We start from the raw sequence: 26,914 nt of genomic DNA on the forward strand, positions 1-26,914 counted from the left end.
CTCGCACAGGTACAAAGGGCTGCTTCGTACGGCAGGTGCGACCAGCCCTGCTTCGGTCCTTGTCACCCAACCACTTCGAGATCCGCACCTCTGTGGCCCGACACGGCGCCGCCGGATGTCACAGGCGCCATGCCCGGGTCCGCTGCACGAGGTGCGCCGGTGCGTTCCCTTTCGGCATTCCCGACGACCTCACCCTTGGAGGGCACAAAACGTGAGCCGATCCATTTCCACGAGTCCGCTATGGCGGCCCTGGATGCCCGTCAGTGAGCCGGCCTCCACGCTGCACATCGTCGAGGCGAAGGGAAGCCGGGTCCGTGACGCAGAAGGGACCTGGTACCTGGACGGCATCTCGGGCGTCCTGAACGCGTCCTGCGGTCACGGCCATCCCCGGCTCGTCGAGGCCGCGACCCAGCAGATGCAACGGCTGGCCCACTACGACCCGATGGCCGCGAGCCACGAGCCCGCCCAGACTCTCGCCGCACGGCTCGCCGAGCTGCTTCCGGGCGACTTGGGCGAGACCTTCCTGCTCAACAGCGGATCGGAGGGAACCGAGGCGGCGCTCAAGATCTGCTGGCAGTACTGGCACAACATCGGCGAGCCCCGCGACCGCGTCGTCACCTTCGAGGCCGGATACCACGGCTCCACGGCCCTCGCCCAGGAGCTGTCGGGGTTGCCTTTCACCGTGAACGAGTGGAAGGACCGGTTCCCGGTCAACCAGGTGGCCACGCCGGAATCGCCCCGCGCGCTGCGCACGGCGGAAGGCGCCGAGACACTGCTCGCGCGCTTCTCCCAGACGCTGGAGAACGGCACACCCGCCGCCGCAGTCGTCGTCGAGCCGCTGCTCGGCCTTGGCGGCTGCCTCGTGCTCCCCGACGGATTCCTCGCCGGGCTCCGGCAGCTGTGCGACCGGCACGGAACGCTGCTTATTCTGGACGAGGTGTTCTGCGGGTTCGGCCGGACCGGCCGGATGTTCGGGTTCGACCACGCGGAGATCACCCCAGACATCGTCATCATGAGCAAGGGGCTCAGCGGCGGCCTGATACCGCTGGCCGCGGTGACGGCCAGGTCTGCGATCAAGGAGACTTTCCGGAACTTGTCGGTCCCCCAGGGACTCCGCTACGGGCACACGACCGGTGGTCACGCGGTCGCCAGCACGGTCGCGAACACCGTCCTCGACATCATCGCCGAGGAGAAGCTCGTGGAGAACTCGGCCGTCCAGGGCGCCGGAATCCTGGACGGCCTCAAGGCCGCCTTCGGGGAGCACCCCAGGATCGCCGACGTCCGCGGACTGGGCTTAGTCATCGCTATCGAGGCTGACGGCCCGGAGTCGGCGGGAGTCATCGCCGCGGAGGCCGTCCGGGGCGGCCTGCTGGTGCGCGACGAGCGTTCGGTGGTGCGAATCGCGCCCCCGTTGACGATCACCACCGACGAGGCGATGGAACTCGTCGACAAGCTCTGTGCGGCTGTCTCCCATCTCAACTGAGGCAACAAAGCCCTAACACCGAGGAAGGGAGATGATCATGGGTCGAGCTGCGGCCACCCCGGGGCCGACTTCGCTCGTCGAGGAGGCGCGGCTGACGGGGGAGTTCGATGGTTGGCACAATCTGGTCTTCTGCGCGGTGTGGCTGACCGGGGGCCTGGACCTCCCCGCGGTCCGGGACGCCTGGCGGGCCTTGTGTCTGCGTCACGACGTTATGCGCCGGGCGTACGCGTCGCCGGACGATGCGTGGACGTATGACGATGTGCTGAGCGACGTGGAGTTCCACACCGCCGACACGGACACTGAAGCGATCGAGGTCATGCACCGGATCCTCGGGACCCCTTTCCGGCTCGACGCTGTGGGACTGTCGCGTATCGTTGTCGTGCGCCGCGACGACCGACGACATCTTTTCGGGATCGCATTGGACCACATCATCACTGATCACAGTTCCTGGGGCCTTCTCGTGAAGGAATTCGGCGAGCTCTACGCGCGCGCCGTCGCCGGTGAGGCGATCACTTCCGACTCGGTACGCGACAAGTCCTACCAGAATTACGCCACGCTGCTACGCCACGAGCTGACCACGCAGTGGGGCTATCAGCGTAAGGCCTTCTGGCTGTCCTACACCGAGGCACACGGGCTTTATCCTCCCCTGTTCCCGTCCGTGGGCGAGCCGAGTGCCGAGCCTTCGCTGAACTTCGTTGAGCAGCCGTTGCCGGCGGACCTGAGCGTGCGCGTCGGTAACGCCGCCAGGTACGTCCGAGCGACGTCGTCCGCGGTGGTGAACGCGTCTGTCCTGGCAGCCCTGCAGGAGGTGAGCGGCGCGACGGACGTCGGGCTCGACACCGTTCACCATGGCCGTCTGATGCCGGGTACGTCCGCGATGCTCGGCCAGTTCGCACTGGGCGCCCCCTTGCGTCTGCGAAACCGTCGAAGCGATCCGCTGGAAACGGTGCGCGAAGTCTTCACCCACGGTCTCGACGTTTTCGAGCACCTTCTTCCGCTGCAGGCAGCCGGAAGGTATTGGAACGAAGAACTCGTGTCCATGAGCAGGGGATGCGACGTCCATGTGACACTCAACCAGAAGGTGGAGACCATGGGGACTTCGCTCCTGGCCGGCACCCGAGCCGAATTCGTCCCGTTGGAGATGCCGGTCGGAACGTTCATGAGCGATTCCCTCATCTTCGCGTGGCGCCTGGACGATTCGGCCCCGCACGTGAGCGTGCGGTACGACGAGAACATGTTCTCCCGGGACACTGTCGCCGCCCTCGTCCGATCGGCCGAGGGGTTCCTGCAGGCGGCCGGAAGCGGGGCCTGATGATATCTTTCACCGGCGATTTCCGGCATGGCCGCGATCCCGCGATCGCCGACGCCGCCCTGTCGGGCGTCTTCAACCATCGCCGACCGGCCCGGAGCCCGGCGGCAGTGCTGCGCGCCGCGGACGCCGCCGACGTCGTGGCCGGGGTGAAGCTGGCCGCGGCGGAGGGCTGGCAGGTCGCGGTCCGCTCCGGTGGCCACAGCTGGGCCGCCTGGTCGCTGCGCGAGGACGCGTTGCTCATCGATCTGGCTCTGCTCAAGGACATGCTCTACGACGCCGCAACCGGCATCGCGACGGTCGGTCCGGGGGTGCGCGGCGGATTGGACCTCGACCCGTTCCTCGCCGGGCACGACCGGTTCTTCGCCGTCGGCCACCATCCCACCGTGGCCATGGGCGGGTTCCTTCTCCAAGGCGGGATGGGCTGGAACTGCCGAGGCTGGGGATTCTCCGCGGAGTCCATCGCGTCGATGGACGTGGTGACCGCTTCGGGGGAACTGGTCCGGTGTTCCGAAACGGAGAACGCTGATCTCTTCTGGGCGGCCCGCGGGTCGGGCCCCGGCTTCTTCGGTGTGGTCACCGCGTTCCGGCTGCACACTCGCCCCCGGTACCGGAGTCTGACGCGTTCGGGCTACGTCTATCCCGCCGAGCTGGCGTCAGAGGTGCTGACCTGGTTTCACTCCGTCCGACAGGATGTGCCTTCGTCGGTGGCGCTAGTCGCTGTCGGAGCCACCCCGCCGGCCCTGGACACTCCGGCGCTGATCGTCGACGGCCTGTCCTTCGACGGCGGCCCGTCTTCGCTGGCGGCGCTGGACACCTGCCCCGTAGCTGGCAAGGCGCTGGCCTACACACCGGCTCGGCAGGTGGACATCCGCGATCTCTTCGCTGAGCACGCGCGCGCCAATCCCGAAAGCCACCGCTACTTCGTGGACAACGCCTATCTCGCCGGGGCTGCTTCGGACGTGATCGCGGAACTGGCGCCGGCCTTCTGCGACCTGCCCACCCCCAACACGTTCACCATTCTGGGCGACTTCAGACCCCAGGACTCGCCGGACCTGCCGGATATGGCCTTGTCAGTACGTCCGGACCTGTACTTCGCCGCGTACGTCATCAGCCGGGACCCAGCTGACGACGACCGGTGCCGCTCGTGGCTGGACGCCACCATGGACCGGCTGGCGCCGTACTCAGCCGGCTGCTATCTCGGGGACAGCGACTTCACCGTGCGTCCCGACCGGATCATGTCCGACGCGGCCTGGTCGAAGTTCCAGCGGATCCGAGCCGCCCGCGATCCCGAAGGCCGTTTCCCCGGCTACCTGAGCGCTCCGGCGCAATGAGATCGGGCGGACCGCTCGCGGACCGAGTGCTCGCCGGGTCGGGGTGGACCAGCTCAGCGCGCACCCGATGGGCGCCATCCCGTGATAAACATCTACGGACACTGCGATAGCGGATCTGCCATCGAACTGGGGAAAGAATAGAACTGTGAAAGTTGTGATGTCCGACTCGCGCGTCCGCGCGTTCTATCTGGCGAGCGCGATCTCGACCTTCGGCGACTATGCTCTTTACATCGCTCTCGCGGTGTGGGTCAAGATCCTCACCGGCTCCACCGGCGAGTCCGGCGTGACGTTTCTCATGCCAATCCTCGGCGCGCTGTGTTTGCCCCTGACAGGCGTCATCGTCGACCGAGTGCGCCGCAAACGGCTGCTGATCGGCACCTACCTCGGCACCGCTGTCCTGGTGGCGGCCATGCTGGCGGTACACAGCCGCGACCAGGTCTGGATCATCTACGTGGTGGCCTTCTTTTACGGTATCTCCGGCCCGATGAGCTTCGGTGCCCAGCAGGCCCTGATCACGAAGATCGTCCCCGAGGACCTGCTCGCCGACGCGAACGCGGTCCAGCAGACCACGACCCAGGGCATGCGCCTGATCACCCCGCTGGTCGGCGTCGGTCTGCTCTCCTGGCTCGGCGCGCACGCTGTCGTACTGGTCGACATGGGCACCTTCCTCGTGGCCGCCAGCTTGTTGCTCGGAGTCCGGGTCGACGAGGCCGAGGCGTCGGCCGACACCGAGCCGGGGCAGGAGGATGGCCCGGCCGACCGGCGCCGGTGGACCGCGGACATCGCCACCGGCTTCAGGTATGTCGCGAGCGCTCCGGTTCTACGCCAGATGTGCTTCGCCCTGGCGGTCACGGTGTTCTTCATGAGCTTCTACGAGACCATCGACTTGCAGATCGCCACCGTCGGGCTGCACCACAAACCCAGCTGGGTCGGTCTGATGGTGAGCATGCAGGGCGTCGGCGGACTGGTGGGCGGGTTCACGGCCGGCCGGATCGCGCGGCGGATCGGCGACGGTCTGCTGACCGTGACCGGGCTGGCAGCGATGACCGCGTTCAGCCTGCTGTCCGCGGTCCCGGTCTCGGCGGTCGTTCTGGTCGCCGCGGTGTTCTTCGGGCTAGGCATGCCTTGGGTGTTCGTGGGGGCGATGACCATCACCCAGAAGAGCACACCGAACGCCATGATGGGCCGGGTCGGCGGCGTGGTGGACCTGTCGATCACCGCCCCCCAGTCGGTGGGTATCGCGGTCGGCGCCGCGGTCATCGACCACGTCGACTACCGCGATCTTTGCTTCATGGTCGCCGTCGGCGTCGGGGCTGCGGCGATCTACCTGACCACACGCAAGGAACAGCGGCGCGCGTCCGAACCGGTGCCGTCCACGACCGCCGAGGAGCGGGACGGCGCCGAGCCCGGCAAGGAGTCGGGCGTGCCCGCGCTCAACGGGCTCTGAACGGTCGGGGAATGTGGCTGGCCTGGCGCGACAGCGCGTGCCTGGTTCCGGCGCCGCGGGCACTGGTGCACAGCGGCGTGAACCTGGGTCCGTGGCTGGTGGAGAACGGCATCACCGTGGTCTCGACGGTCCCGACGCTGGCCTCGTTGTGGCCGGTGGAGCCGCTGGCCGACGCCAGGCTGTTGATCTTCGGCGGCGAGGCATGCCTGCGGAGCTGAACCCGGGCCGCCGCTCAGCCTTCTTCCGCGGCGGCTTCCGCGCGAAGCATGGCTGAGGCTTCCTCGAGCTGGCGCGGCGACGGGCACCTGAAGATAAGGCTAGCCGGAGGACGCCATCCTGATGCGGACTCGTAGCGCGACAGCAGCAGAGGTATAAGGAGCGAATGCCCCCCGACGTTGAAGAAGTTCGTGTCCTCTTCTATGGCTACTTCTATGTCAACGTCGCTGTCTTCCAGGACTCTGCGAAACACCCGGAGCCAGAGTGAGCCGGAGGACTCTTCGCCGCCAGACAGTGGCGTGTCAACCGTGAGCACGAAATCTCCTGCTGGTTCAGTCGATACTGCGAGGCATCGGTCACTTTATAGCCTTCCAGCGGTCGCTGGACGACCACATAGCGGCCGAGCATCGTGGCTTGATGCGTGACCATACTCGCGGGTTTGGACCCGCCCATACTGCCACCAGTCAGGATCTCCGGATTCGGGTTTCGCCGTTGGGAATTCCGATATGCTCGGGCGGGTGTTGTCCCGCCCCGATGCCGGCCGCCGACTGATGGCATTACTCTCGGGGCTTGAGCGACCGTTCACGAGTCAGCCACGACGGAGGATCCCGATGAGCACTCCCGTTGACAAGCAGACCATCCCGGCCGAGAACTTCTTCTCCGCCGATATCAGAGTCGGCCGGATCGTATCGGTTGAGGACTTCCCCGCGGCCCGGAAGCCTTCCTACAAGATCCAGGCCGATTTCGGGGAAGTCGGCGTCCTTCACACGAGCGCACAGGTGACGAACTACAGTCCCGCCGAACTCATCGACCGCCCCGTCGTCGGTGTGGTCAACCTCGGGAAGAAGCGCATCGCGGGGTTCACGAGCGAGTTTTTGCTGCTCGGGTCCTACAGTCCCGACGGCAACGTTCATCTGCTGTCACCGGCGGCAGCGTCCGCTCCGGGAGACGTGGTCGGCTGACACGCCCCCGTCCGCGCGGCATAAGGGCACGACCGGCACACCACGCGGCACACATTCGGCGGGATCCGGGGGATCCCGCCGACTCAGGAGGCGAAGGTACCGGACCCGGGCCCAGCGATCTCGCCGTTTCCCGACGGCACCGCGGCTGCAACCTCCCACCGGCTCACGGCCTGGTCGAGATACCTGGCCAAGGTCGCGACGGTCGTCGAGGCGACATAGGCGTCCGCACCGGAGTCCAGCAGTCGCCGGACTGGACCGCGACAGCTCGCGCCGAGCTCCGGATCGTCGAACTCGGCCACCACCACCTGCGCGGCCGGGAACATCGAGCGCAGTTTGCCCAACAGACACGCGCTGATCGGCGGCACCAGAAGTACATCGGCGGTCTGCGGCGCCGCGTGGATGTCGAGGACCGCGTAGTCCGCGCCGAGTTCGGCGGACAAGGATGTGCGCGTCGTTTCCGACAGCTTCATCGCCGTGGCGACGACTCTGACGTCCAGACGGCCCGTCGACGACTTCGGTTCGGTCTCGCGGCCGCTGACCTTTTTCGTCCGGAGGCCTCCCGGCGCGGTTACCGTCGCCACCGGCTCGCCATCCCGCGTCACGACCAGGACCTCGCCCGGGGTCAGCGCAGCGAAGAAGTCCACGACCGCACCGGGCGTCCCCGCCAGATCGACCTGCCGTGCGGCCGATGCCGCATGTCTGTCAGCCATTGCCCACCCAGCGACGATACAAAAATCAGCGCGTCACACATACAACCCATCCTTACTGTGACGCTGCTCCCCGTGCGCGACAAGAGTCCGGATCATTTGCGACTCCCGGAACAGGTGGCGGCCGGTGCCGACCCGGTTTGACATCAAGGTCCGCGCATACCGGGCTACGAGACCGCGTGACCCGAAGCGCTATGCTCCGCCCAACCTCCCGCCTTCGCACGGTCCACCAGCGCAGACGCCCCGTCGAGGGTCGGCGCCAAGTACAGTGCTCTGGCTTCCACCACAACTGCGAAACAGTCCTGGACCGCGGCGGTCAAGCGGGCCATGTCCAGCGAGCTGCCGCCCAGCGCGAAGAAGTCGGTTCGTAGGCCAATCTGCTGTTCGGGCGGTGTGTCAAGCAGGTCGCGCCAGATCCGCGCCATCGCGCGCTGCGTTTCGGTCATCGGTAGTCCGGACTGCCCTTCAACCGACACGTCCGCTTGCGGCAACGCGCGGTAGTCCACCTTGCCGCTGGAGGTCAACGGCAGTGTGCCCAGTACGGTGAAGGTAGTCGGCACCATATGCAGCGGCAATCGCTCGGCCACGTACTCGCGCAGCTGCTCGGCGCTAGGGGCCGCGCCGGACTCGGCAGTCACGTACGCGTCGAGGCGAGGACCGCCCGAACCATTCGCGACCACGACCGCGGCCTGCCGCAATTGCGGATGCGCGGCCAGAGTGTGTTCGATCTCGCCCAGCTCGATGCGCAAGCCCCGGATCTTGACCTGCCGGTCGACCCGGCCCAGGAATTCCAGCTGACCGTCGCCGCGCCAGCGCACGACGTCGCCGGTCCGGTACATCCGCTCGCCGGGCTCGCCGAACGGGCATGGAACGAACCGATCCGCGGTCAGGCCCGGCTGTCCCAGATACCCACGAGCCAACTGCGCACCCGCGACGCACAGTTCGCCGGGTACCCCGGTCGGCACCAGATCGCCGTGGGCGTCCACGACATAGGAGCGCATGTTGGCCATGGCGCGGCCGATCGGCGGCGGGGCGGTCAGCGGCTCTGTCGGGCACTCATAGTCCACGCAGGCCACGGTGGCCTCGGTCGGACCGTAGCCGTTGTGAAAGGCCCGGTCCGCGGTACGCCAACGGTTGACCAGCTCGGCCGAGAACGCCTCAAGGCCTACGAACAAGGCGCGCAGCGCCGGCAGGCCGGCATCGTCGAGCATGCCGAGGACTGCGGGCGGGATGTCCGCGACAGTAACAGCCTCGTCACGCATCAATCCAGTCAGTGCGTCTGGGTTGTGGAGCACCTCGATCGGCGCGGCGACGCAGGTGGCGCCGGAACACAGCGCGGCATAGACGTCGAAGACGCTCACGTCGAAGGTCGGGTTCGCGAACTGCAGCACACGGTCCCGGGGAGTGACCGCGAACAGCCGGTCGGCCGCGCCGCCCACGAAGTTGACCGCAGCCCGGTGCGTGACCTGAACGCCCTTGGGCGTACCGGTCGAGCCCGAAGTGTAGATCACGTAGGCAACATGCTCGTTCTGAGCGGCGCACGGCGGCGCCCCGCCGGGCTGTGCCGCCATGCGCGCTGCGAGCTCCGGGTCATCGAGCATGATGCTCGGCATCCCGGATGGCAGCAGATCGGCCAGCTTGCTCACGGTGATCACAGCTCGGGCTTGGGAATTCCGGAGCTGATACGCCAATCGATCCGCCGGGTAGGCCGGGTCGAGCGGCAGCCACGCGCCGCCAGCCGCGAGCACCGCCAGTTGCGCGGTGGGCACGTCGGGGCCGCGGTCGAGGAGGAACGCCACCACGATGTCGGGACCCACGCCATGCTCCTCCTGGAGCAGCCAGGCCAGCCGGTAGGCGCGGTCCATCAGCACGCCGTAGGTCACGTCGGTGCCCTCGAAACGCACTGCCGGATGCCCGGGTGCCCGTGCGGCGTGCTCGGCGACCAGGTCGTGCAGCCGCAGCGTGGAGGTGGCAAAGTCGACCGCCACGGGATTCCAGCCGTGGATCAGCCGGTCGCGCTCCGCCGGCGGCAGGATCCCGATCCGACTGATCCGGCGTTTCGGATCGGTGACGATCTCGCTCAAGGCGATGACGAAGTAGCCGAGCAGCCGCTCGATCCGAGGCCGGTCGTACAGCTCCTCCGAGTAGTCGGCCCACAGGCTGGCCCCGTTGTCAGGCCGCACAGCCAGCCGCAGTGCGAGGTCGAATTCGCCGATGCCGGTCGGCAGTTCCACACTTTCGACGTCGAGCCCCCGAGGCCAAGAGTCATCGAAACCCTCGTTCGTCAACAGGCTGAAGACGATCCGCACCAGTGGGCCGGGGCCGAACGCCGTCTCGCGCTGGATGGTCTCTACAAGAGTGCCGAAAGGAACGTCGTGGTGGGCTATCGCGCCGAGCACGGTATCCCGGCAGCGCGCGACCAGCTCGCCTACGGTGGGGTCGTTGGCAAGGCTCGCGCGCAACACCAGAATGTTGGTGAAATTGCCCACCACCGGCGCGGTCTCAGGACGTATCCGGCCGGAGAAGATCGAGCCGACGGCCAGATCTTCCTGCCCGGCACAACGGCCGAGTACTAGAAGGAGCGCGGCGACGAACACGGCAAGCGGGGGCGCGTCCGCGTCCGCAGCGAACATCCTGGCCTGAGCGACCAGTCCGGCCGGCAGGTCCCGTGCGACCGAGGAGCCGGTCCCGACAGACTCGATCGGACGGGCTCGATCACTGGGGAAGTCGAGCGTCGGAACGCTGGCCAGTGCGGATCGCCAGTAGTCGAGCTGACGGGGCATCGTCTCGCCGTCCAGCTGTCGGCGTTGCCAGACCGCGAAATCCACGGGGGCCATTGACACCTGCGGCAGGTCGGCTGGTTCGCACCGGACCGCCGCCGAGTAGTAGGCCGCAAGGTCGCGAACAAGGACCCCGGCGGCCCAGCTGTCGGCGGCGATCCGATGGAGGGTGAGGATCAGCAAGTTGTCGCCGTCCGCGATCCGCGCGAGCCAGAACCGCACCGGGTGTTGGTCAGCGAGGTCGAACGGCCGGCGAGCCTCATCGACGGCCAGGGCCAGGACGTGCTCCCAGTGATCGGCACCGAGGTCCTGCTGCTCCGGTCCGCCCACCGGCACGCTCTCGGGAACGGGGTCCACGAGCTGATGGGTCACCCCGTTCTCGGAGCCGAACCGGGTGCGCAGTCCTTCGTGCCGTGCGAGCAAATCGGCGAAGGCCGTGTGCAGCGCCGCAGTATCCAGCGGTCCACGCAACCGGAGCCCGCAGGTGATGTTGGAGGCAAGCCCGCCGGGTGACGTCTGGTGCAGACGCCACAGGTACCGCTGCTGCTCGGTGGCGGCCAACACGCCCTCGCGCGGGACGGGCGTGATCTGGCCGCCCCCGGCCGACCCAACAGACTGCCGGTGCGTCTGCGGCCCCGGCATCGCTCCCCAAGCGCTTAGGGGCGCCGAGCCATCGGAGGCGACGAAACCGCCGGTTTCTGCAGCCATTTGCGTGCGTCCTTTCTGTGGTGCCGCTCGTGCGCTCACCGTGGCACCGCTGATGCTCAGCCTCGGCGCTCAGAGCGAGGGGAGAAGGAATTCGAGCTCATCAAGGGCACGCCCGTGATCATCCACGAGGACATGGAACCTGCGCTCGAGGCGTGCCGGTTCGTATTCGCCGTTCCGGGTCAGTGCCCCGGCGATGCGCACGGCACTCCAATGGTGTGCGATCCGTTCCACCGAGCGTGCCGCGACAGCCAACCGCGGGATGTCAAACCGCTGGGCGGCCAGCGCGAGCCAGGCCGCGTGCAGCGCGGTCTGGGCGAGCACAGCCCCGGCGACAAGGAACAACTCATCGCAGATCGTCTCGCCGGCGCGCAGTCTGACGACGACGTCCCGCAGGTAACGGCGCTGGCCCCCCGCGCCCACGAAGGCCTCGACGGAGCTCTCGGCACGGAAGCCGTCGAGGTTGGAGCGGATGGTGCGACGCAAGGTGTCGAGATCGAACGCGGGGAAGGCGGCGGTGTCGATCTCGACCTCAAGCCACCGGTTGGCGATCGGCCGGTTGGTGAAGAACATGTCTCGGGCATGCAGCTCCGGGTTGTTCGAGTCCCGCGCTGCCATCAGCTCCTTGATGGCGATGTCGCCGTCGAACCGGGGCGGGACCGCGTCGAGCACCCGCACTGTGGAACGTGCTTCGTCGAAGCCGTAGACGACGACCAAATGGTTGGTGTGGACGTCTTGATACGCGGGCCGGAATGGCAGGTCGAAGTTGTCGGCGGCCACGATCACCGGCCAGCCGGCCAGTACCTCGTCCCGCACCTGCGCCCAGCCCTCTTCCGCGTCGGCCGGCTCGCGCCAGGTCGAGCGCACCGGATGATACGGAGCGATGGCCTCCCACAGCGATGCGCCCGGCGGGCACGGAAAGTAGTACTCCTCGCGGCGCAGCTGCGCAGGGTCGTGCCGGAATCCCCAGGCGGCGCCGAGCGTCTCCAGAATCGGCGCGCCGTGGAAGCCCAGCAGCGTACCCGCGCTGGTCCACAAGCAGCCGACGACGTCATACCGCCAGGAAGGCACCGCTTCGATGACATGGCTGCTCGGATTGATCACACTGAGGCTCCGATCGGGTTCGCGGGCACAAGGGTGAGGGCGAACACATGGATGGCCGGGTTGTCCGGCAAGCTGATCGCCGCCAACTCCGTCTCACGGGTGACAGGCACACGGCTACGCCAGACAGAGGGGCCCATCGCCCTCTGCACATGGCGCGGATAGTGCATGTCCGCACAGTGCAGTCCGTCCGGCTCGCCGAAGTGGGCCGGGGTCTCGGGCCAGAAGTCCGAAACCCGCAGCCACTCCGGGTCGAGTGAACCGTCCGCGTAGCGGAGGTGTAGCGGATCCTCGCTGCGCCGCTCGGAGGCGGCTATCAGGTAAATCCAGTCGTAGCGGCCAAGCGGCAGTTCGATGCACTGCTCGCCGCAGCGCAGGTTATCGTGGCCGTGATCGTCACGTGCGGGAAAGAGAAAGGGCACGGCGCCCAGGGTGATTCGGCCGCCCACAGGTGGCAGCTGCTCGGCCGGGAAGCTGTTGAACCAGATATTGAACTCGCCGCGGGCTTTGTCTTCCTGCCGGGTTATGCCGCGGTTGTCGAAATGGCTTGCGATGGGAACAGGGACAGCGCCCTGAACCTCGAGAGCCGACCGTAACGTCAAGGTCTCCTCATTCCTCGTCAGCACCTGCCTGGTCTTGTGGACTGTGAAGCCACGGAACGGCCTGCGGCTCGCGACCGGGCCGGTAACGCAGCGCGGCCCACAACTGCCGGTGATGTGCCCTGGGCATGAGATGCGCCGCCACGTCGGGCCTGCCCCCGGTGAACCGGTAGGCGCGCCGGCCACCGCAGGCCCGCGCTCCCGGCAGGCGGCACAGAACCTCGTCGAAGGCATCCACGGGCCCGCGCCAGATATCCATGCCGATCAGCACCCCAGAGCCGTCGAGCAGATTCGCCGCCTCGGCGGCAGCGGTTCGCAGCAGCCTTCGGGCCGGGCCCGGGACCGCGATCATGCCGCTCGCGTCGAGGAACCAGCACAGCGTGCCGGCGTGCTCCGCCGTTCCATCCGGAGCGCCGGTCCACGGCGGTGCTGGCCGCCGGGTGGTCCGCGGGTCGCGCTCCATGGACACTTCTGTCAGCATTTTGTCATCGACTGCTAGATGAAGTTCGACCGGCCGGTAACCCAGACGCGCATAGTAGTCCGGCAGACAGCGCTCGACGACGGCGTCCAGGAGGACCCTGCTTATGCCCTGAGCTGCGAGCTGCCGCTCGACCGCACCGAGCAGCCACCGCCCGGCGCCCGTCCGCACGGCGGCGACGCGAGAGATGAACGACTCGCCATCAGCCCGGGCCGGGGTCGAGGTACGCAACGTGGCAACCAGCTTGCCATCTCCGCCAACCGCACTCCAGATCGTGCCTCCGCCGGCGGCGAACGCGAGGACGGACGCGGCGCTGTCACGGGCCCCGTCCGGTTCCGGCAGGCCGGGCAGCGGATCAGAGCCGGTGTACGCCGCCCTGGTGAGCCGCGCAATCCGCCCAGCCATGACGAGGCCCGGACGGTCGATGCGGTCCAGGAACACCGGTCCATCCGGTCTGCGAACCGATCCACCGGTCGCAAGAGACGCCTCCATGCGATTCGCCTTCAGCGCGTGGCGTTCCGCAGACTGAGCGGCCGCGTGTCTGTCCACACCTGGTCGACGTGGTCGAGGCCTTCCCGCTTGGAGCCGCCGAAGCCTTCGGCGCGCCAACCCTCCGGTAGGTCACGGCCGGCGAGCCAGACCGGATACTGCTCCTCGCGGTTCACCACGACCGTGTAGGCCGCCGCCGCATCGGGGTCCCAGCTCACGCTTTCAATCTCCCTGACTCAGAGGACTCACTACTTCGCACCGCGCCCTGTTCACCATCTGCGAAACAGGAGAGCACTTCGCCGAGCCGATGATGCCAACGGGCCCCGAGACGCTCCCCGCTGTAGCCTGTGATCTCCTCATCGACGACAAGCGTGAGCTCAACCTGCTTGCCTCGGACTACCGCGGCGACCGTGAACGGCGCCATCGACTGACTACGCCCATATGTGGGTGAAATCTCGACGGCCGGGATCCCAGCGATGTTCACGGTGCTATCCCCGGACGCCACCTGGTAGGTCAGGAGTCCCGCAATAGAGCCGGAGACCGCGGGTTTGATCGCGGCGACAGACTGGAACGGCACGTCCGCACAGTCGATCTCGGAATACCACCCGTCGAGGAAGTCTCCCACTGCCTCAGAGATGTCTCGCGGACCGGTCAAGTCAAGTGAGATGACGGTATTCAGGAAGCATACGGCGGAGGGAGCCTTCCTCGGCCTTCCCCACGGGTATGCGATGACAGTCGGCTCTACCCCCGCGACATCACGCACTGCGCGGTGAAGCGAGAAGAGGACCAGCGGGAAACAGGAGCCGCGGAAGACACTCGGGATAGCGACACTCGGGGCCAAGACATAACGGACGCCCTGCGGGTCCCCCCGCAATGCCCCCTTGCGGAGCCCTTCAGGGAAGGCGCTCAGGCGCTCCGTCCAGAAACCGACTCCACGCTTCTCCGCCGCGGCTTCAAACTCGGCTTGCTCGTATACTGCTGCTTCGAAGCGGTCCCATTCTCCCTCACGTGGAGGAGCCGGAGCAGCCAGCTGCTTCTTGATGAGATCAAATCCCTGGCCATCGACGAGTGCGTGTTCGCATATCAACAGCAGATAGTCGGCATGAGGGCTCCGCACCAGACGCACCACCATCGACGCGCCATCCGGAGCGCCTTCGAACGCGGCGACCTCCTCCATTATACGCCGCAGTGACTCGTCCTCGTTCTCTGCCCCCAGTTCGGCGAATTCATGCGCAGCCTGATATCGCTCCTGGTATCCGACACCCCGGCGGAACCTGATCCGGTGGGACAGCGTGGGATTGCGATGCACGATTGACTGCAGAATCACGTTCAGGTCAGCTGCCGGCAAAAGGGAGGGTGCTATACGGTAGAGGCCGTATATGGCAGTGCGCCTGCCGGAACGCTCCGCCATCAGCGCAAACCCGAGTTGCGCTCCCACCAGCGGCAGCTCGTCCGTCATTCGCACCCTTCCAGCCGCAATCACACGATCACCGACCCCGAGACGGCTTGGCAACGGATGAGCGCAGGAAAGCAACTGGCCCATGTCGAATCGCACGGTGACTTCGCCAAAATTACTGGAACAAGCGATCCACGAGGTACTAACAGCTAACAGGATTGCAAGGACTCGATCGACATTTCTGGACATGCTGCGAACCGACGGGCCGGACAGGGCGCTCGCCAAGCAGTACGGCGCGTAGTTTTCCCAAGGCGGTCACGAAGGCCGTCACGAAGGCCGTCGACGACGCCGACGTGCTGCTGGCGTTCGAAGGGAGTCCTCGTCGAACACGAGGCAGCGAACGCAGCCCGGCATGCGGTGCTAATAAAGGCACTGCGACAGAGGCAGCAAAGGCCAAGGCACCCGCGGCGTGTTCGTCAGCCGGCTGGCCAAGGCGATCTCGTCGCTCACGGCCTCGCACCCGCTGCGGGGCGCTGTCGGCGGGCCGCCCGCCCCGGGTCCACTACCCTGACCGACGAGCTCGCCGTCGTCGTGCCCGCGCAGGGCCGAGACATGGTTCGCGCGACCATCGGCGACTTCCTCGTCCCTCGTGCGCGGCGCTACTGGCGCGGGCGGTACTCGGCCGAAGGCTGCTACTCTCACGACCCGCGCCGCGCCGTGCCGGGTCCTTCTCGATCCGCTAGGCCCAGGCAGAGACCGAAGGTTCCACCGCGCGGTCCTCGATACCGATACCGACGTTGACACCCCATCGTCCCCACCGGCCTCGACCAAACCCGCGGACGCCATACTGTTCTTCGACGACGTATTACTTCTACGCCCAGAACTCATCGACCGATGGGACCTGCGCATCTTCGTGTCCGTCCCCTTCGAGCAGACGGTAGATCGCGCCAAGAACCGAGGCACCGCGCTGGCCGGATCCAGCGCCGACACCGCCAACATCGATCGGTCCTGGCGCGACCGCTACATCCCACCAACAGTTCTACTTCGCCCTCGCCCGCCCAACCGGCTACACCGACACATCGTCTACAACGATCGAATCGACTGGCCAACCTGGGAAGTCCGACCAACATCATCGATACACGGGATTTGATAATTGCTCCGATAAGAGCCGGCCCAGGCCACTGCGGCAGATCCCGGCTGCGGCTGTCGCGCTAGGAGTGTTCTGAAAATCTTCCGGTGAGGTCGCCGCGCGTGTGGGGCGGCCTCACCGGTTTGGGTGTGCCTGGGTTGGCTGGGGTGGGTGCTGTGTTGGTCAGGTGGTGGTGGCCGTCAGGGTCCAGGTGCCGTTGGCCGGGGCGAGGCCGAGGTTGACCAGGCGGCGCAGATTCAGGGCGGCGGCGCGTAGCTGGAGCCAGGCGTCGTTCTTGATGACGCCCAGGTAGTGCAGGCGTCTGCCGTGCGCTGTCAGGTGGGCGATGCCGCGTTCGACGGCGGGGCGCCATTGTCGGTACTCGTGCTGCCAGTGCCGGTCGGTGGCGGCCTGCGCCCGGGCGGCGGCCTGCGCGTCGTGATGGGCCGGGATGGTCAGGTGGCGTCCGTCCTTGGCCTTGGTGCAGCGGGCTCACAGTGGGCAGTCGTGGCAGAACGGGGTGAACGAGGCGTTGCGTTCTCCGGCGGGGCGCGGCTTGCTTAGTTGTGCGGTGTGCCCGGCCGGGCAGGTTGCGGTGCCGGCGGCGGTGTCGATGATGAAGTCGTCCAGGGTGTAGCCGCCGGGGACCGTGGCGCGCAGCGGTGGCGGGTTGACGAACAGTACGTGCCCGGCCCAGGCCAGCTCGGCCCGGGACTGCGCGCCGCCGTATGCGCAATCGCCCAGCACCGCGCGCGGGCCCGACTCGCCGGCCAGCAGGTCCGCCGCGACGACGGCCTCGTGGAACTGCGGCCCGCAGCCCGGCGTCATCGCCACCGCGGTGAACAGCCCCGTCTCCGGCTCGAAGCAGACATGGCCTTTGAACCCGGCCCGGTAGTCGGACACGGTCTTGTGGATGTGCCGGGCCTGCGGGTCGACGGTGGAGATCATCCGGTCCCGGACCGTGCCTTCGGCGATCCGCCAGCGGCCGTCACGCCCGTCGGAGCCCGGGGCAGGCTCGACGTCCTGGCCCGCGACCAGGGGCAGCAGGCCCACCGCGTTCGCGGCGGCTTCGCCCAACTCGCGCTCGGGCAGATGGGCCAGCAGCAGGTGCGCGTCCCAGACCAGGGCGTCGACCAGGTCATCCCGGGCCTGCTCGTCGTCCCAGGCGATCCGTGGCTTGCCCGGATCGGCGTAGTCATGCGCGCAGCAGTGCCGCTCGCCGACCTGGGTGGCGCCGGGAACCTCGCGGATCACCCGCCGCACCGAGGCGATCAGCTGCGTCACAGTGTCCTGAGTGGCGACCGCGTCGGTGAACACCGTGGAGTCCAGCACCCGCCGCCGCTTTCCTTTGGTACCCCGGTGGCGTCCACGACCTGCCGCACCCGCTCGAACAGCCAGTCGGTGGAACCAGCGGCGGCCAGCCGCCTGCGGAAGTACACGAACAGCGAAGCATCGAACCCCGGATCGTGCAGGCCAAGCCCGGCTGCGGCCTTCCACCGCAGGTCCACCCGCACCATGACGGCAGCCTCCGGGTCGGAGATGTTCTGCAGCACCTGTAACACGTTGGCCACCGCGAGCACCTGCGGCGGCACCGACGGCCGCCCGTTCGGCGACGGGTACACACCCGCGAACATCGACTCCGGGAACAGCTCGTCCCGATGCTCGGCCAAGAACGCGAACACGCTCCTTGCCGGTATCAGCTCCCGGCACTCAGCCCACACATCTGGACCCACCGGAGTCTCAGCACACCTCCCCATCACACCAACCAGCATGACCCCGAATCAGCCGATCCGGGGCCAAACCGGCCATGATTTTCAGAACACTCCTAGGGGCCGCGCTCGCTCCTGTCAATTGCTAGTGCCTCGACGACCGTGTGCGTCAGTACCGTGCACCAGACTCTCGACTCGGTCGGCGCAGATCCGCGACTGTGTCGTTACGGCGCGAAAGGGGCGCGCATGGAAGACAGACTGCCGCTGATGAGCATGCAGCTCGGGTTCGCGCTGATGACAGAGCGGACAGGCCGGCGAGTTGCCGTCTACGAGCTCTTTCGCGCGCAGCCCTCGCTCCTGTCGGCTGTCGACCTGGAGACGGTTCTCCAATCCATCATGCTCAGGAATCCCACACTGTCTCACCGGATAAGGCTGCGACGTGGCGACGCGTACCTGGAGCGCTATTCAGCCACATATGAGTTCACTGAGCTGCGAGCAGAGAGCGAAGAGGCCGTCCTGGCCCGCGTCGCGGAGGCGGTCGAGAAGTTCGAAACCGACCCGGACGGCACGCCGTTGTCGGGATTCCTTGTTCGCTGCCCGGATGCCGACTACATACTGACGATGTATGACCACGCGTTGGTCGATGGCCAATCGCTGATCCCCCTCAGACAGCAGCTCGCCGGTCCGACACCTCCCGCGGGCGACGAGTGGGAGCGCTTCGCAGCCGCTGTTCGTAAACAGGCCGAGGCCGACGCCGCCGTCACCGATCGCGCACTCGATTTTTGGAGGGCCCGTCTGGCGGCATTGCCCGATAAGCTCCCTAGACCGGCGGTACCAGACAACCCGCGAATCGTCCGCTTCGTGCGGGTCCCGGACGTCGTCGTCCCGAGCGGTTTCCCTGGCCCCTGCTTTCCGTACATCCTCCTTTCGCTGCATCGGAGTCTTCGCGACATCACGAAATCCGAGTCGGCGGTCATCGGCTATCCATGGGGAAAGCAGACCACCGTCGCAGGATGTTTCGTGAACACCGCCATCTCCGTCGACCTAACCGGGTCGCGTGGTCTCACGGAGGCGATACCGGACTTCCTCGACGGCTGGTACAGCGAGATCGACCACGCTGAGGTACCGTTCCTCACGCTCGCCGGGCTCGGATCAGCCTTCTCCGGCTCGGTCGCCGGGCTTCTGAACTACACGGTCGACCCTGTCACCGACGTGACCATCGCCGGCGTTCCAGCGGTCGAGATCCCGGCGGAGTACGGCCACAGCCAGTTGATGGCACCGTTCTCGGTCGCCGCGGACATGCATGACGGTCGCCTCAGCCTCCAACTCATCCTTGATAAGGACGTCACAGGCTACAGTGCCGAAGAACTTGGCACTCGCTGGCGCCATCGCCTAGATGAGGCACTCTCACCATTTTCCGCGTGAGCGCGTGTCGCGCGTTAAGCTTGTGGCACAAGATCTTAGGGTTGACTCTTGTAGATGGGGTGTAGCCGCGGGTTGGCCAGGACTTCGATCGGGCGGTGGAAGCCCACGGGGCCTCGTGCGGCCGGATGTGGTTGAACACGACCCGGTATGCCTCAGCCTCGCGGTGCAGGTCATTTGACGGTGGCTATATGCTCGTGGACGCGGTAGCAGTGCTCGTACTTCAGCGAACCGAAATCGTATTTGCGGACGCCGTTCTGGCCGAAACTCTTGACGCGAGTGACGCGAACGCGAAGCCTTTGAACGCCCCGCCGTTGTCGGTGACCAGCTTGATCCAATGCGGCTGTCCGGTGTCCGGGTCGGTCGACAGCAGCTGGGCCGACGGTACCCCGCCCAGGCATCCGGCCTCGGCGATGGCAATCCGGACAGCCTCGATCGCATCCGTACCGGTGCAGGTCGGCTCGATGTGCCAGCCGTGTTCGTACTTCGTGAAGTAGTCGGTGACGCCGGCCAGGCGCCAGATCCCGCCGGTTGTGGTCTCGTATTCGGAAAAGTCCAGCTGCCACACCTCGTTGGGGCCTGGCGCAGCTGGGTCGCGAACGCCGCCTTGCGGGCCCGGGTCAACTCGCGGCGCTCGCCCTAGTAACCGGCTGCAGCAGACCGCGGCGGCGCGGGCCCGCTCGACAGTGGAAGCCGAGGCGGCATGCCCGTCGCGACCACCATCAGAGCGTGGATCTTCCGGTGGCCACAGGCCGACCAGTCCGCAGCGCACTCGGCCGCGACCGGCTCCACGGCCTCGACCACCGGCACCTGCCACAGGCCCTTGGTCATCGACTCGCCGCGCCGGTGCGCTCCGCCGGATGCCGGTGGTCGGTGCGGCGCGGGATGCCGGTCGACGTGCAGAAACCTCGAGACCGGCATCCGTGCGGACGGCCTGACCGCAAGTCTGGTGTCCTCCGGCCCAGGAGCGTGACGTCGACCAACTCGGACTCGCCGACCACGGCGACGGTAGTGAAGTCGACGACAGTGCGGAGCAGCTCCTTACGGTCGGCCATGCCGGTGATCGGGGCCTGCCAGAGCGCGGGCAGATCGGCGGCCAGGGCGCAGATGCGCCCGCGCTCAGCGGTCGCGTCAACGCGAGCCAGGCCGACGAAACCCTGGAAGAGCTGATCCGGAGATCACAGCCGTCTGGGGCCTGGCCCACCGGCACGCACCACCGGACCGCAGCCGCCAGACCGCCTGGGCCTGGGGCCGCGCTGCGCAGCGTCGGTAACAACGCAGGCAAGCTGGCCGGCTGGAACGGCTGCCGATCGCCGCCTCCCTAGACCGCACCCACAGCTTCCGCTGAATCTGGCCGCGGTCCGGATGTTGCGGTGGCCGGAGCCGGCCGCGGCCTTCTTGGCGTGGTGCAGATGCACCCGGGCGTGGTCGGAAGTGATGTGCAGTGTCTTGCTGATCGCTGCAGGGTCCAACCCGTCGACGGCCAGCATGAAGACCGGACGCTGCCGAGCCGGCAGCATCGTGACGTAAATGGGACAGGTCGATTGTGCTGAACTCCGACGGCGCCGACTCCGTCTCGATTACCGCGGCCATCCGCCGCTCCATCTCACGACTAGATGACTGATGTGGGTTGGTGGCGTGGGGCTGGCGTGTAGCCGGTTCGGCTGACGACGGCAGGGAGCGTGTCCAGCATCGGTGTTGACGAGGAACCCTTTGGCCGGGGAGTCAACATGAACACCGATCTGGACACGCTCTTGACTGCACTGTATGTCGCGCTGACTGATCGCATCATCCCCTCCCGTAAAGTTCGCCCGGATTCGCCAGGCGGCCCGCCGGCGGTCACCGACGCCGAGCTGGTCTGCCTGGCCGTGGCCCAGGCCCACCTGGGCTTCACCAGCGAACGACGCTGGCTGCGCGCCGCCCCCGACCGGGTCGGGCACCTGTTCCCGCGCCTGCTTTCGCAAAGCGAGTACAACCGCCGCCTGCGCCACCTGGCACCGCTGATGGACGCCGCCATGCGCTGGCTGGCCGCCGACACCCCCCAGCTTCGATACTGTGCGGCTGCTGGACGGCACCAAAATCATCTGCGGCATGTCCCGGGAAACGACCAAACGCTCGAACCTGTTCGGCTGGTGCGGCTACGGCTACGACCGCTCCCACAACCTGTACTACTGGGGAGCCAAACCCGATGGCCTGGTCACCGGATACGTACTGGTCAATCCGAAGCTGTTCGGCGAGGCAGCGGCGACGGCGATGGTGATGACCCGGCCGGCGAACGTCCCACCGCCAGGCACCACGATCGTGGCCGACAAAGGCCTGCGCAGCCAGGCATTGGAGGCCGAACTCGCCCAGCGCCACCTACGCCTGATCCGCCCGGCCTACGCCAACGAGCCCGACCCCAGGTACTACCCGGCCTGGCTTCGTCAGCGCATCGAATCGGTCAACCAGTCCTTGAAGCACCCACAGGGGATCGAACAGCCCGGAGCCCACCGGCCCGACGGACTGTTCACCCGCATCGTGCAGCGCCTACTCCCACTCAACGCCGCGATCTGGCACAACTGGCTCATCGGCGCCAACCACAAACGATCCCTCACCGCCTACGGCCACTAACCACGCTAGACCCCCGCCACCAACCCACATCAGTCATCTAGGGCTGCGGACCGCGTAGCTGGCCATCCCCTCTCCCCGGCACGACCGACACCGCTGAGTCCTGCCGCGCCCGCACCGCCTACCCAACCGCAGAAGATGCAGATGTTCGGCGGAGGTTCCAATCCCGCGTTGATTCGAACACATTATTGATACGAGGGGTGGACATGGCTGCTCGGTTGAGATTCGTTGCACCCGCAGTCAAGAACCGCGGTGTCTCAACCGGTTGAAAACCATAGAGAGCATCCCCAACCTGCCAATACGCCTCAAGTCGAACTTGGATCGACGGAGGGTCTTGCCATGCACGTAACGAATCTTCTAAGCTCACACGTGAAATAGTAAACGTTCACACATAGTAATTTGCGAAGCACTCATGCTATTCGTTACAATAATTCCGCCGCCCTCCACTCCGATATGAGCGACGCGAATCTCCTTTGGCCTGCCTGCAAGTAGGTAACTTATTTTGCGAGAGGAAGATTATGACGGCGGATGGGATGATTGAATTTCTCCGTCATTATGCCGATAGCAGTCTTGATTCATGGCTAATAGACGAGCGCCGCACCCTGCCACCGTCACTAGTATCACAATTTGGCGCAGAAGGATTGCTCGGGCTGCGAGTAGATCGAAAGCATGGAGGCCGCGAGCTTTCCTATGTCGACACATTCAGAGTGATAAGGCAAGCGGCCGCCATAGATCCGAATCTCGCCGTATTGCTGGTAGTCCACAATTCCCTCGGTATACCGCCGATCCGGGATTTCGCCGATGAGGCTACGAAACAACAAGTCCTGCCTATCCTGGCAACGGGACGTGGTCTGACCACAGTTGCCACCAGCGAACCTGGCATGGGCTCGAATGTGGTACGCGGAATGACTGCCACCGCGGTCCGGCAAGCCGATCGGGGATTCATAGTCAATGGCGAGAAGTCATGGATCAGTCTTGGGGCCGCATCGACCTTCGTAACGGTACTTGCGAAGTTACAAGAGCCCAACGGCCGAAAGAGAGGCATAACGGCGTTCCTCCTTCCGACCTCAACGCCTGGGTTCCATCCCCGCAGCGAAGCCATGACGATTGGGCTAAGAGCGATACCCCAGGATCACATCGCCTTGGAGGATATGAGGCTGTCTTCCTCGGCAGTCCTTGGAGCAGAAGGCGACGGCGCAGCAGTGGCTCAGAACTCCTTCAGGACTGGGCGCGCCTTTCTCGCAGCGACTGGGACCGGCGCGATGCAAAGATGCATCCAGCTCGCCGAGAGATTTGCCAGCCGCCGGAGCATCGCCACCGGACGACTTCTTGACAACGGCGTGACGCAGCGGATACTGGCAGATTGCACTGCTGCGGCGCGCACAGTGGAAGCGCTCGTATTCTCGGCAGCCACCAAGATGGATGGCGATGAGCTCGTTCCCGACGAGTTCTTTTTCGCCTGCAAGATTATCGGATGTGAATTGGCCGGTGAAGTTGTCGACCGGTGTGTGCAACTGTTGGGCGCGCGGGGTTTCGTCGATACCGATATTGTGGGGAAATACTTCCGCGATTTCCGAGTCCTTCGTATATTTGAAGGCGCCACCGAGGCCATGTCCGTCTACATCGGAACTCGGATCCTAAGGGATCTGGAGTCGTTCAACACCACCATGGTGAAGACTTTCGGTCCCACGAAGCTGGGGAGCGATCTCAAGGCCAGCCTTCACGACCTTGTAGATCGGGCAGGGTCAGACCTCACCCCTGGGCAGCGGCATTTGCTTGCACGGGCCGTCGGTGAAGTGGCGTGTTGGGGCGTCACAGCAGCGGCGATCGCAGAGGCGGCAGAGAACACTCGCACGGAACTCGATTGTTACGCCGCGCACTGGGCCGTGCAAAGGCTCGAGCAACGCCTAGCTGCTGCGCATCGCGAGGTAAGGCCGGCGCTGGAACTGCCTGCAGAGGTGTTGGCCAGCCACATCGCGCAATATGTCCGTTCGATCGGCGATACGCAACAGAGCTACGGTGGCGAACGGCGCACCGTCGATGCCTATCTGCATCGCGATCTCGCCTAGAGTTGCCGTGTTATATCAGGTGCGGTCACCCCCCACTTCCCCACCAAGGAGAAAGATCCCCATGGAGTCGTATCAGCATGTTCTCGACACACTTCGCAGCATCATCGAGAGTTCCGTCGATGATCTAGACGGCGGCGAGATCAATGCGGACGGCAACCTCAAGGGCGAACTCGGCATTGACTCGCTCGGCATGTTTGAGGTCGCAGACAAGGTTCAGGAGCGGTGGGGCATAGTCGTTACCGATGAGGACATCAGCACCTTCACTACAGTTGACAGCATCGTGACATTCATCCAAGTCGAAGTTGGCAAGAAGGGGATTCCCGCAGTGGCGGAAGCGTGATGGCCGAGGGCGAGTCGAAGGCGCGGAGGTCAGAGCGTGAGTAGGGCCGCTGTCATCGCAGGAATCGGGTCGAGTGTGCCAGGGCCCGCAATTACAAATGACATGATCTCCGAGCGATTGGACACGACCGACGAGTGGATCAGGGGCCGAACTGGCATCACCGCCAGACACTGGATCGGACCCGGTCAAGCGACGTCAGATCTGGCCGTAGAAGCAGGATCCCGAGCCATCGAGTCCGCTGGAGGCGATAGGCCCGACGCTGTGGTGTTGGCAACGACTACACCGGACTACCCTTGTCCGGCGACCGCTCCAGAGGTGGCATGGCGGCTGGGACTGCCTAGTGTTGCAGCCTTCGATGTCGGTGCGGTCTGCTCAGGGTTCCTGTACGGCCTCGCCGCCGGCGCGGGATTGATCAGCGCCGGGTTCGCCGACAACGTCATGGTGATCGGCGCGGACACGTTCAGCACCATCCTCGACCCCGCCGACCGCAGCACAGGCGTCGTCTTCGGTGATGGCGCGGGTGCCGTGATCCTACGTTCCGGCGAGGAGACCACACCGGGGGCGCTGATGGCGTTGGATCTGGGTAGCGACGGCGCCAGCGCAAATTTGATCACCGTTCCGGCAGGCGGATCCCGGCAGCGCTCTACCAAGTCCGCTGCAACGACGGCTGACACCTACCTAAAAATGGCCGGCAGGGAGGTGCTTCGGGAATCGGTCGTCCGCATGGCCGAGTCGTGTCGGTCTGCTATTCGCCAAACAGGCTGGACGGTGGCCGACGTCGACCGGCTGGTCCCGCACCAGGCGAACATTCGCATCGTGCACCGCGTTGCTGATGAGCTGGGTCTTGCGCGCGCCCGAGCTGTCGTTGACCTCGATCGCGTGGGCAATACCTCGGCGGCATCGATTCCGCTCGCGCTGGCCCGTGCGGCAACTGATGGCACGGTCCAGCCCGGTCACAAACTCCTGCTCACGGCATTCGGGGGCGGGTTGACGTGGGGATCCGCAACGCTCATGTGGCCCGATGTCAAACCGATCTGACGCTGTGCGCTGTGTTACATGATGCGGGCGGTTGGTCGGCGGCACGGGTCGGTCGTCAGGGAAAGTAGCGCCGGCGTTGCCCCGTCAATCCCGGTCTCGACGGCGGCAAGCTGCCCGGATCGGAAGATCTCGGTGGCGTTAGGTCTTAGGCCCGCGTCGGGGTCCAGGGGCGACGGTCCGTTTTCGTTCACCCTGTCGTTCTCGACTTGGAGGCAGCTGCGCCGTCATACAGGCTTGCCAGTGCCGGGCGGCGTCTTGTGGCGGGGACAGCGACGCAGCGAACCCACCGATAGGAGAGGTTAGGGGCTGATCGGCGCTAGGGCGCGTCTGTGGTTGTGATCAGTAGGGTTGTTTCGGATCGATGATCATGTCCGTGCTGGTAGAACACTGATGTGACGCGGCGTGAGCTGAACGATGAAGAATGGGCGCTGATCGAGCCGTTCTTGCCGATCGGGCGGTTCGGCCCTTATCCACAGCGATTGCGTGAGCAGTTCGAGGGCGTGATCTGGCAGTTTCGTACCGGCGGTCAGTGGCGGGAGATGCCGGAGCAGTTCGGCCCCTGGCAGACGGTGTACGACGCTTTCGCCCGCTGGCGGAGCGCCGGGGTGTTCGCCGCGTTGATGAACGGGATGATCGCCGAGGCTGCGCGCCGTCGGCAGGCGGACTTGTCGCTGGTCAGCGTGGACTCCACGGTGGCTCGTGCGCATCATGACGCGGCGGGGATGGTGGTGGATCCGGCCGTGCTGGTGGCGCTTGAACAGGCCGCGACCGAGGAAAAGGGGCGGTCGATACCGGGCAAACCGTCCCACTGAGTGCCGAGGAGCGGGCCCGGGAGGACGAGCGGGCCGAACGGCGGCGGACCCATCGCCGTCGCCGGGTCCGGCTGGCCGAGGCTGCGCTGGGACGTTCACGCGGCGGGCTGACGTGCAAGGTCCACCTGGCTGCGGACCGGCGCTGTCGTCCGCTGGCGTTCGTGCTCACTCCCGGGCAGGCCGCCGACAGCCCCAGGTTCGTGCCGGTGCTGGAGAAGGTCAAGGTCCGCGGGCCGGTCGGTCGTCCGCGCACCCGTCCGGATGCTGTGGCCGCCGACAAGGCGTACTCCTCCTCCCGGGCCAACCGTGCCTACGTGCGCAGGCGCGGGATCAAGGCGGTCATCCCGGAGAAGGCCGACCAGGCGGCCAACCGCAAGAAGCGCGGAAGCGCCGGCGGCCGGCCGGTCGCCTTCGACGCAGTCCAGTACAAGGACCGCAACACGGTGGAGCGCTGCATCAACAAGATCAAAGCGTGGCGTGGCCTGGCCACCCGATACGACAAGACACCCGACAGCTACATGGCGGGACTTCAGCTTCGCGGATCAATTATCTGGATCCGCAGCCTCCGCCCCGCCACATGAACACAACTCCAGACAGGCCCTAGTGCGCCGATCAGCCTAGAACCCGATGCCGAAGGCCGACCGGGGGCGTTCGGGAAATGAGGCCGCGCGGTCTGGCGTCCCGCGACGCCATTCGCCGACCGCGGCTTGTGCTACCTCTCTGTCGTCGCGTGGCCCACCACTAGGAAGTGCTCCAGTCGCCGGGCGCGGGTGTCCGCGGAG

General features: G+C 66.2%; 20 protein-coding genes and 4 pseudogenes. 13 read left to right on the forward strand and 11 right to left on the reverse strand.

Annotated elements, in window-relative coordinates:
* Window positions 1-253: 253 nt before the first annotated feature.
* The 5 genes and pseudogenes from ABH935_RS31870 to ABH935_RS31890 all read left to right on the forward strand — a co-directional run.
* Window positions 254-1,483: an aspartate aminotransferase family protein gene (locus tag ABH935_RS31870; protein WP_370381657.1), complete on the forward strand. Its 1,230-nt coding sequence runs from the start codon at window positions 254-256 to the stop codon at window positions 1,481-1,483.
* Between the two features lie 31 nt (window positions 1,484-1,514).
* Complete coding sequence (locus ABH935_RS31875; RefSeq protein WP_370381658.1) at window positions 1,515-2,795, forward strand: condensation domain-containing protein; 1,281 nt, start codon at window positions 1,515-1,517, stop codon at window positions 2,793-2,795.
* On the forward strand, window positions 2,795-4,126 hold the full coding sequence (locus tag ABH935_RS31880) for an FAD-binding oxidoreductase (protein ID WP_370381659.1): 1,332 nt from the start codon (window positions 2,795-2,797) through the stop codon (window positions 4,124-4,126). The genes ABH935_RS31875 and ABH935_RS31880 overlap by 1 nt, the downstream gene beginning before the upstream one ends.
* A 145-nt stretch (window positions 4,127-4,271) precedes the next feature.
* A complete protein-coding gene (locus ABH935_RS31885; RefSeq protein ID WP_370381660.1) occupies window positions 4,272-5,573 on the forward strand; it encodes an MFS transporter in 1,302 nt (433 codons plus the stop codon).
* A gap of 11 nt (window positions 5,574-5,584) precedes the next feature.
* Window positions 5,585-5,779, forward strand: a pseudogene (locus ABH935_RS31890) (hypothetical protein); the annotation flags it as partial.
* Window positions 5,780-5,805: 26 nt separating this feature from the next.
* Here the strand turns inward: ABH935_RS31890 and ABH935_RS31895 are convergent.
* Window positions 5,806-6,105 carry an acyl carrier protein gene (locus tag ABH935_RS31895; protein ID WP_370381661.1) on the reverse strand — a complete coding sequence of 100 codons (300 nt, stop codon included), beginning with the start codon at window positions 6,103-6,105 and terminating at the stop codon, window positions 5,806-5,808.
* 190 nt (window positions 6,106-6,295) lie between these two features.
* On the opposite strand from ABH935_RS31895, the gene ABH935_RS31900 reads away from it, so the two are divergent.
* Complete coding sequence (locus tag ABH935_RS31900) at window positions 6,296-6,751, forward strand: tRNA-binding protein (RefSeq protein ID WP_370381662.1); 456 nt, start codon at window positions 6,296-6,298, stop codon at window positions 6,749-6,751.
* Between the two features lie 83 nt (window positions 6,752-6,834).
* Here the strand turns inward: ABH935_RS31900 and ABH935_RS31905 are convergent, their stop codons facing one another.
* From ABH935_RS31905 to ABH935_RS31935, 7 genes are all read right to left on the reverse strand, one after another.
* Window positions 6,835-7,461 carry a hypothetical protein gene (locus ABH935_RS31905; RefSeq protein WP_370381663.1) on the reverse strand — a complete coding sequence of 209 codons (627 nt, stop codon included), beginning with the start codon at window positions 7,459-7,461 and terminating at the stop codon, window positions 6,835-6,837.
* Between the two features lie 164 nt (window positions 7,462-7,625).
* Complete coding sequence (locus tag ABH935_RS31910; protein ID WP_370381664.1) at window positions 7,626-10,799, reverse strand: amino acid adenylation domain-containing protein; 3,174 nt, start codon at window positions 10,797-10,799, stop codon at window positions 7,626-7,628.
* Window positions 10,800-11,015: 216 nt separating this feature from the next.
* Window positions 11,016-12,047: a BtrH N-terminal domain-containing protein gene (locus ABH935_RS31915; RefSeq protein WP_370381665.1), complete on the reverse strand. Its 1,032-nt coding sequence runs from the start codon at window positions 12,045-12,047 to the stop codon at window positions 11,016-11,018.
* A complete protein-coding gene (locus ABH935_RS31920; RefSeq protein WP_370381666.1) occupies window positions 12,044-12,646 on the reverse strand; it encodes a hypothetical protein in 603 nt (200 codons plus the stop codon). Before ABH935_RS31920 ends, ABH935_RS31915 begins: the two co-directional genes overlap by 4 nt.
* A gap of 7 nt (window positions 12,647-12,653) precedes the next feature.
* On the reverse strand, window positions 12,654-13,562 hold the full coding sequence (locus ABH935_RS31925; protein ID WP_370381667.1) for a hypothetical protein: 909 nt from the start codon (window positions 13,560-13,562) through the stop codon (window positions 12,654-12,656).
* Between the two features lie 62 nt (window positions 13,563-13,624).
* Window positions 13,625-13,828, reverse strand: coding sequence for an MbtH family protein (locus tag ABH935_RS31930; protein ID WP_370381668.1), 204 nt, complete (start codon window positions 13,826-13,828; stop codon window positions 13,625-13,627).
* A complete protein-coding gene (locus ABH935_RS31935; protein ID WP_370381669.1) occupies window positions 13,825-15,069 on the reverse strand; it encodes a hypothetical protein in 1,245 nt (414 codons plus the stop codon). The genes ABH935_RS31930 and ABH935_RS31935 overlap by 4 nt, the downstream gene beginning before the upstream one ends.
* 406 nt (window positions 15,070-15,475) lie before the next feature.
* On the opposite strand from ABH935_RS31935, the pseudogene ABH935_RS31940 reads away from it, so the two are divergent.
* Window positions 15,476-16,156: pseudogene (locus ABH935_RS31940) on the forward strand (uridylate kinase).
* A 162-nt stretch (window positions 16,157-16,318) separates the two neighbouring features.
* Here ABH935_RS31940 and ABH935_RS31945 read toward each other — a convergent pair.
* Window positions 16,319-17,892, reverse strand: a pseudogene (locus tag ABH935_RS31945) (IS1182 family transposase).
* 198 nt (window positions 17,893-18,090) lie between these two features.
* On the opposite strand from ABH935_RS31945, the gene ABH935_RS31950 reads away from it, so the two are divergent.
* Window positions 18,091-19,269 (forward strand): hypothetical protein, encoded by a 1,179-nt coding sequence (locus ABH935_RS31950; RefSeq protein WP_370381670.1) that lies wholly within the window; start codon window positions 18,091-18,093, stop codon window positions 19,267-19,269.
* Between the two features lie 220 nt (window positions 19,270-19,489).
* On the opposite strand, the gene ABH935_RS31955 is transcribed toward ABH935_RS31950, so the two are convergent.
* Together ABH935_RS31955 and ABH935_RS31960 are read right to left on the reverse strand one after the other, a co-directional pair.
* Window positions 19,490-19,834 carry a hypothetical protein gene (locus tag ABH935_RS31955; RefSeq protein WP_370381671.1) on the reverse strand — a complete coding sequence of 115 codons (345 nt, stop codon included), beginning with the start codon at window positions 19,832-19,834 and terminating at the stop codon, window positions 19,490-19,492.
* Window positions 19,835-20,444: 610 nt separating this feature from the next.
* Window positions 20,445-20,786 (reverse strand): sigma factor-like helix-turn-helix DNA-binding protein, encoded by a 342-nt coding sequence (locus tag ABH935_RS31960; protein WP_370381672.1) that lies wholly within the window; start codon window positions 20,784-20,786, stop codon window positions 20,445-20,447.
* 535 nt (window positions 20,787-21,321) lie between these two features.
* On the opposite strand from ABH935_RS31960, the gene ABH935_RS31965 reads away from it, so the two are divergent.
* The 5 genes and pseudogenes from ABH935_RS31965 (at window position 21,322) to ABH935_RS31985 (ending at window position 26,713) form a co-directional block, all read left to right on the forward strand.
* Entirely contained in the window at window positions 21,322-21,876 is a 555-nt protein-coding gene (locus tag ABH935_RS31965; RefSeq protein WP_370381673.1) for a hypothetical protein, read from the forward strand.
* Window positions 21,877-22,391: 515 nt separating this feature from the next.
* The gene (locus tag ABH935_RS31970) at window positions 22,392-23,942 is read left to right on the forward strand and encodes an acyl-CoA dehydrogenase family protein (RefSeq protein WP_370381674.1); all 1,551 of its coding nucleotides are present in this window, start codon (window positions 22,392-22,394) and stop codon (window positions 23,940-23,942) included.
* A gap of 61 nt (window positions 23,943-24,003) precedes the next feature.
* A complete protein-coding gene (locus ABH935_RS31975) occupies window positions 24,004-24,282 on the forward strand; it encodes an acyl carrier protein (protein ID WP_370381675.1) in 279 nt (92 codons plus the stop codon).
* 36 nt (window positions 24,283-24,318) lie between these two features.
* A complete protein-coding gene (locus tag ABH935_RS31980) occupies window positions 24,319-25,320 on the forward strand; it encodes a beta-ketoacyl-ACP synthase III (RefSeq protein ID WP_370381676.1) in 1,002 nt (333 codons plus the stop codon).
* Window positions 25,321-25,712: 392 nt separating this feature from the next.
* A pseudogene (locus ABH935_RS31985) lies at window positions 25,713-26,713 on the forward strand (IS5 family transposase).
* Window positions 26,714-26,914 lie beyond the last annotated feature (201 nt).

This window comes from Catenulispora sp. GAS73 (assembly GCF_041262085.1).
Taxonomy (GTDB): domain Bacteria; phylum Actinomycetota; class Actinomycetes; order Streptomycetales; family Catenulisporaceae; genus Catenulispora.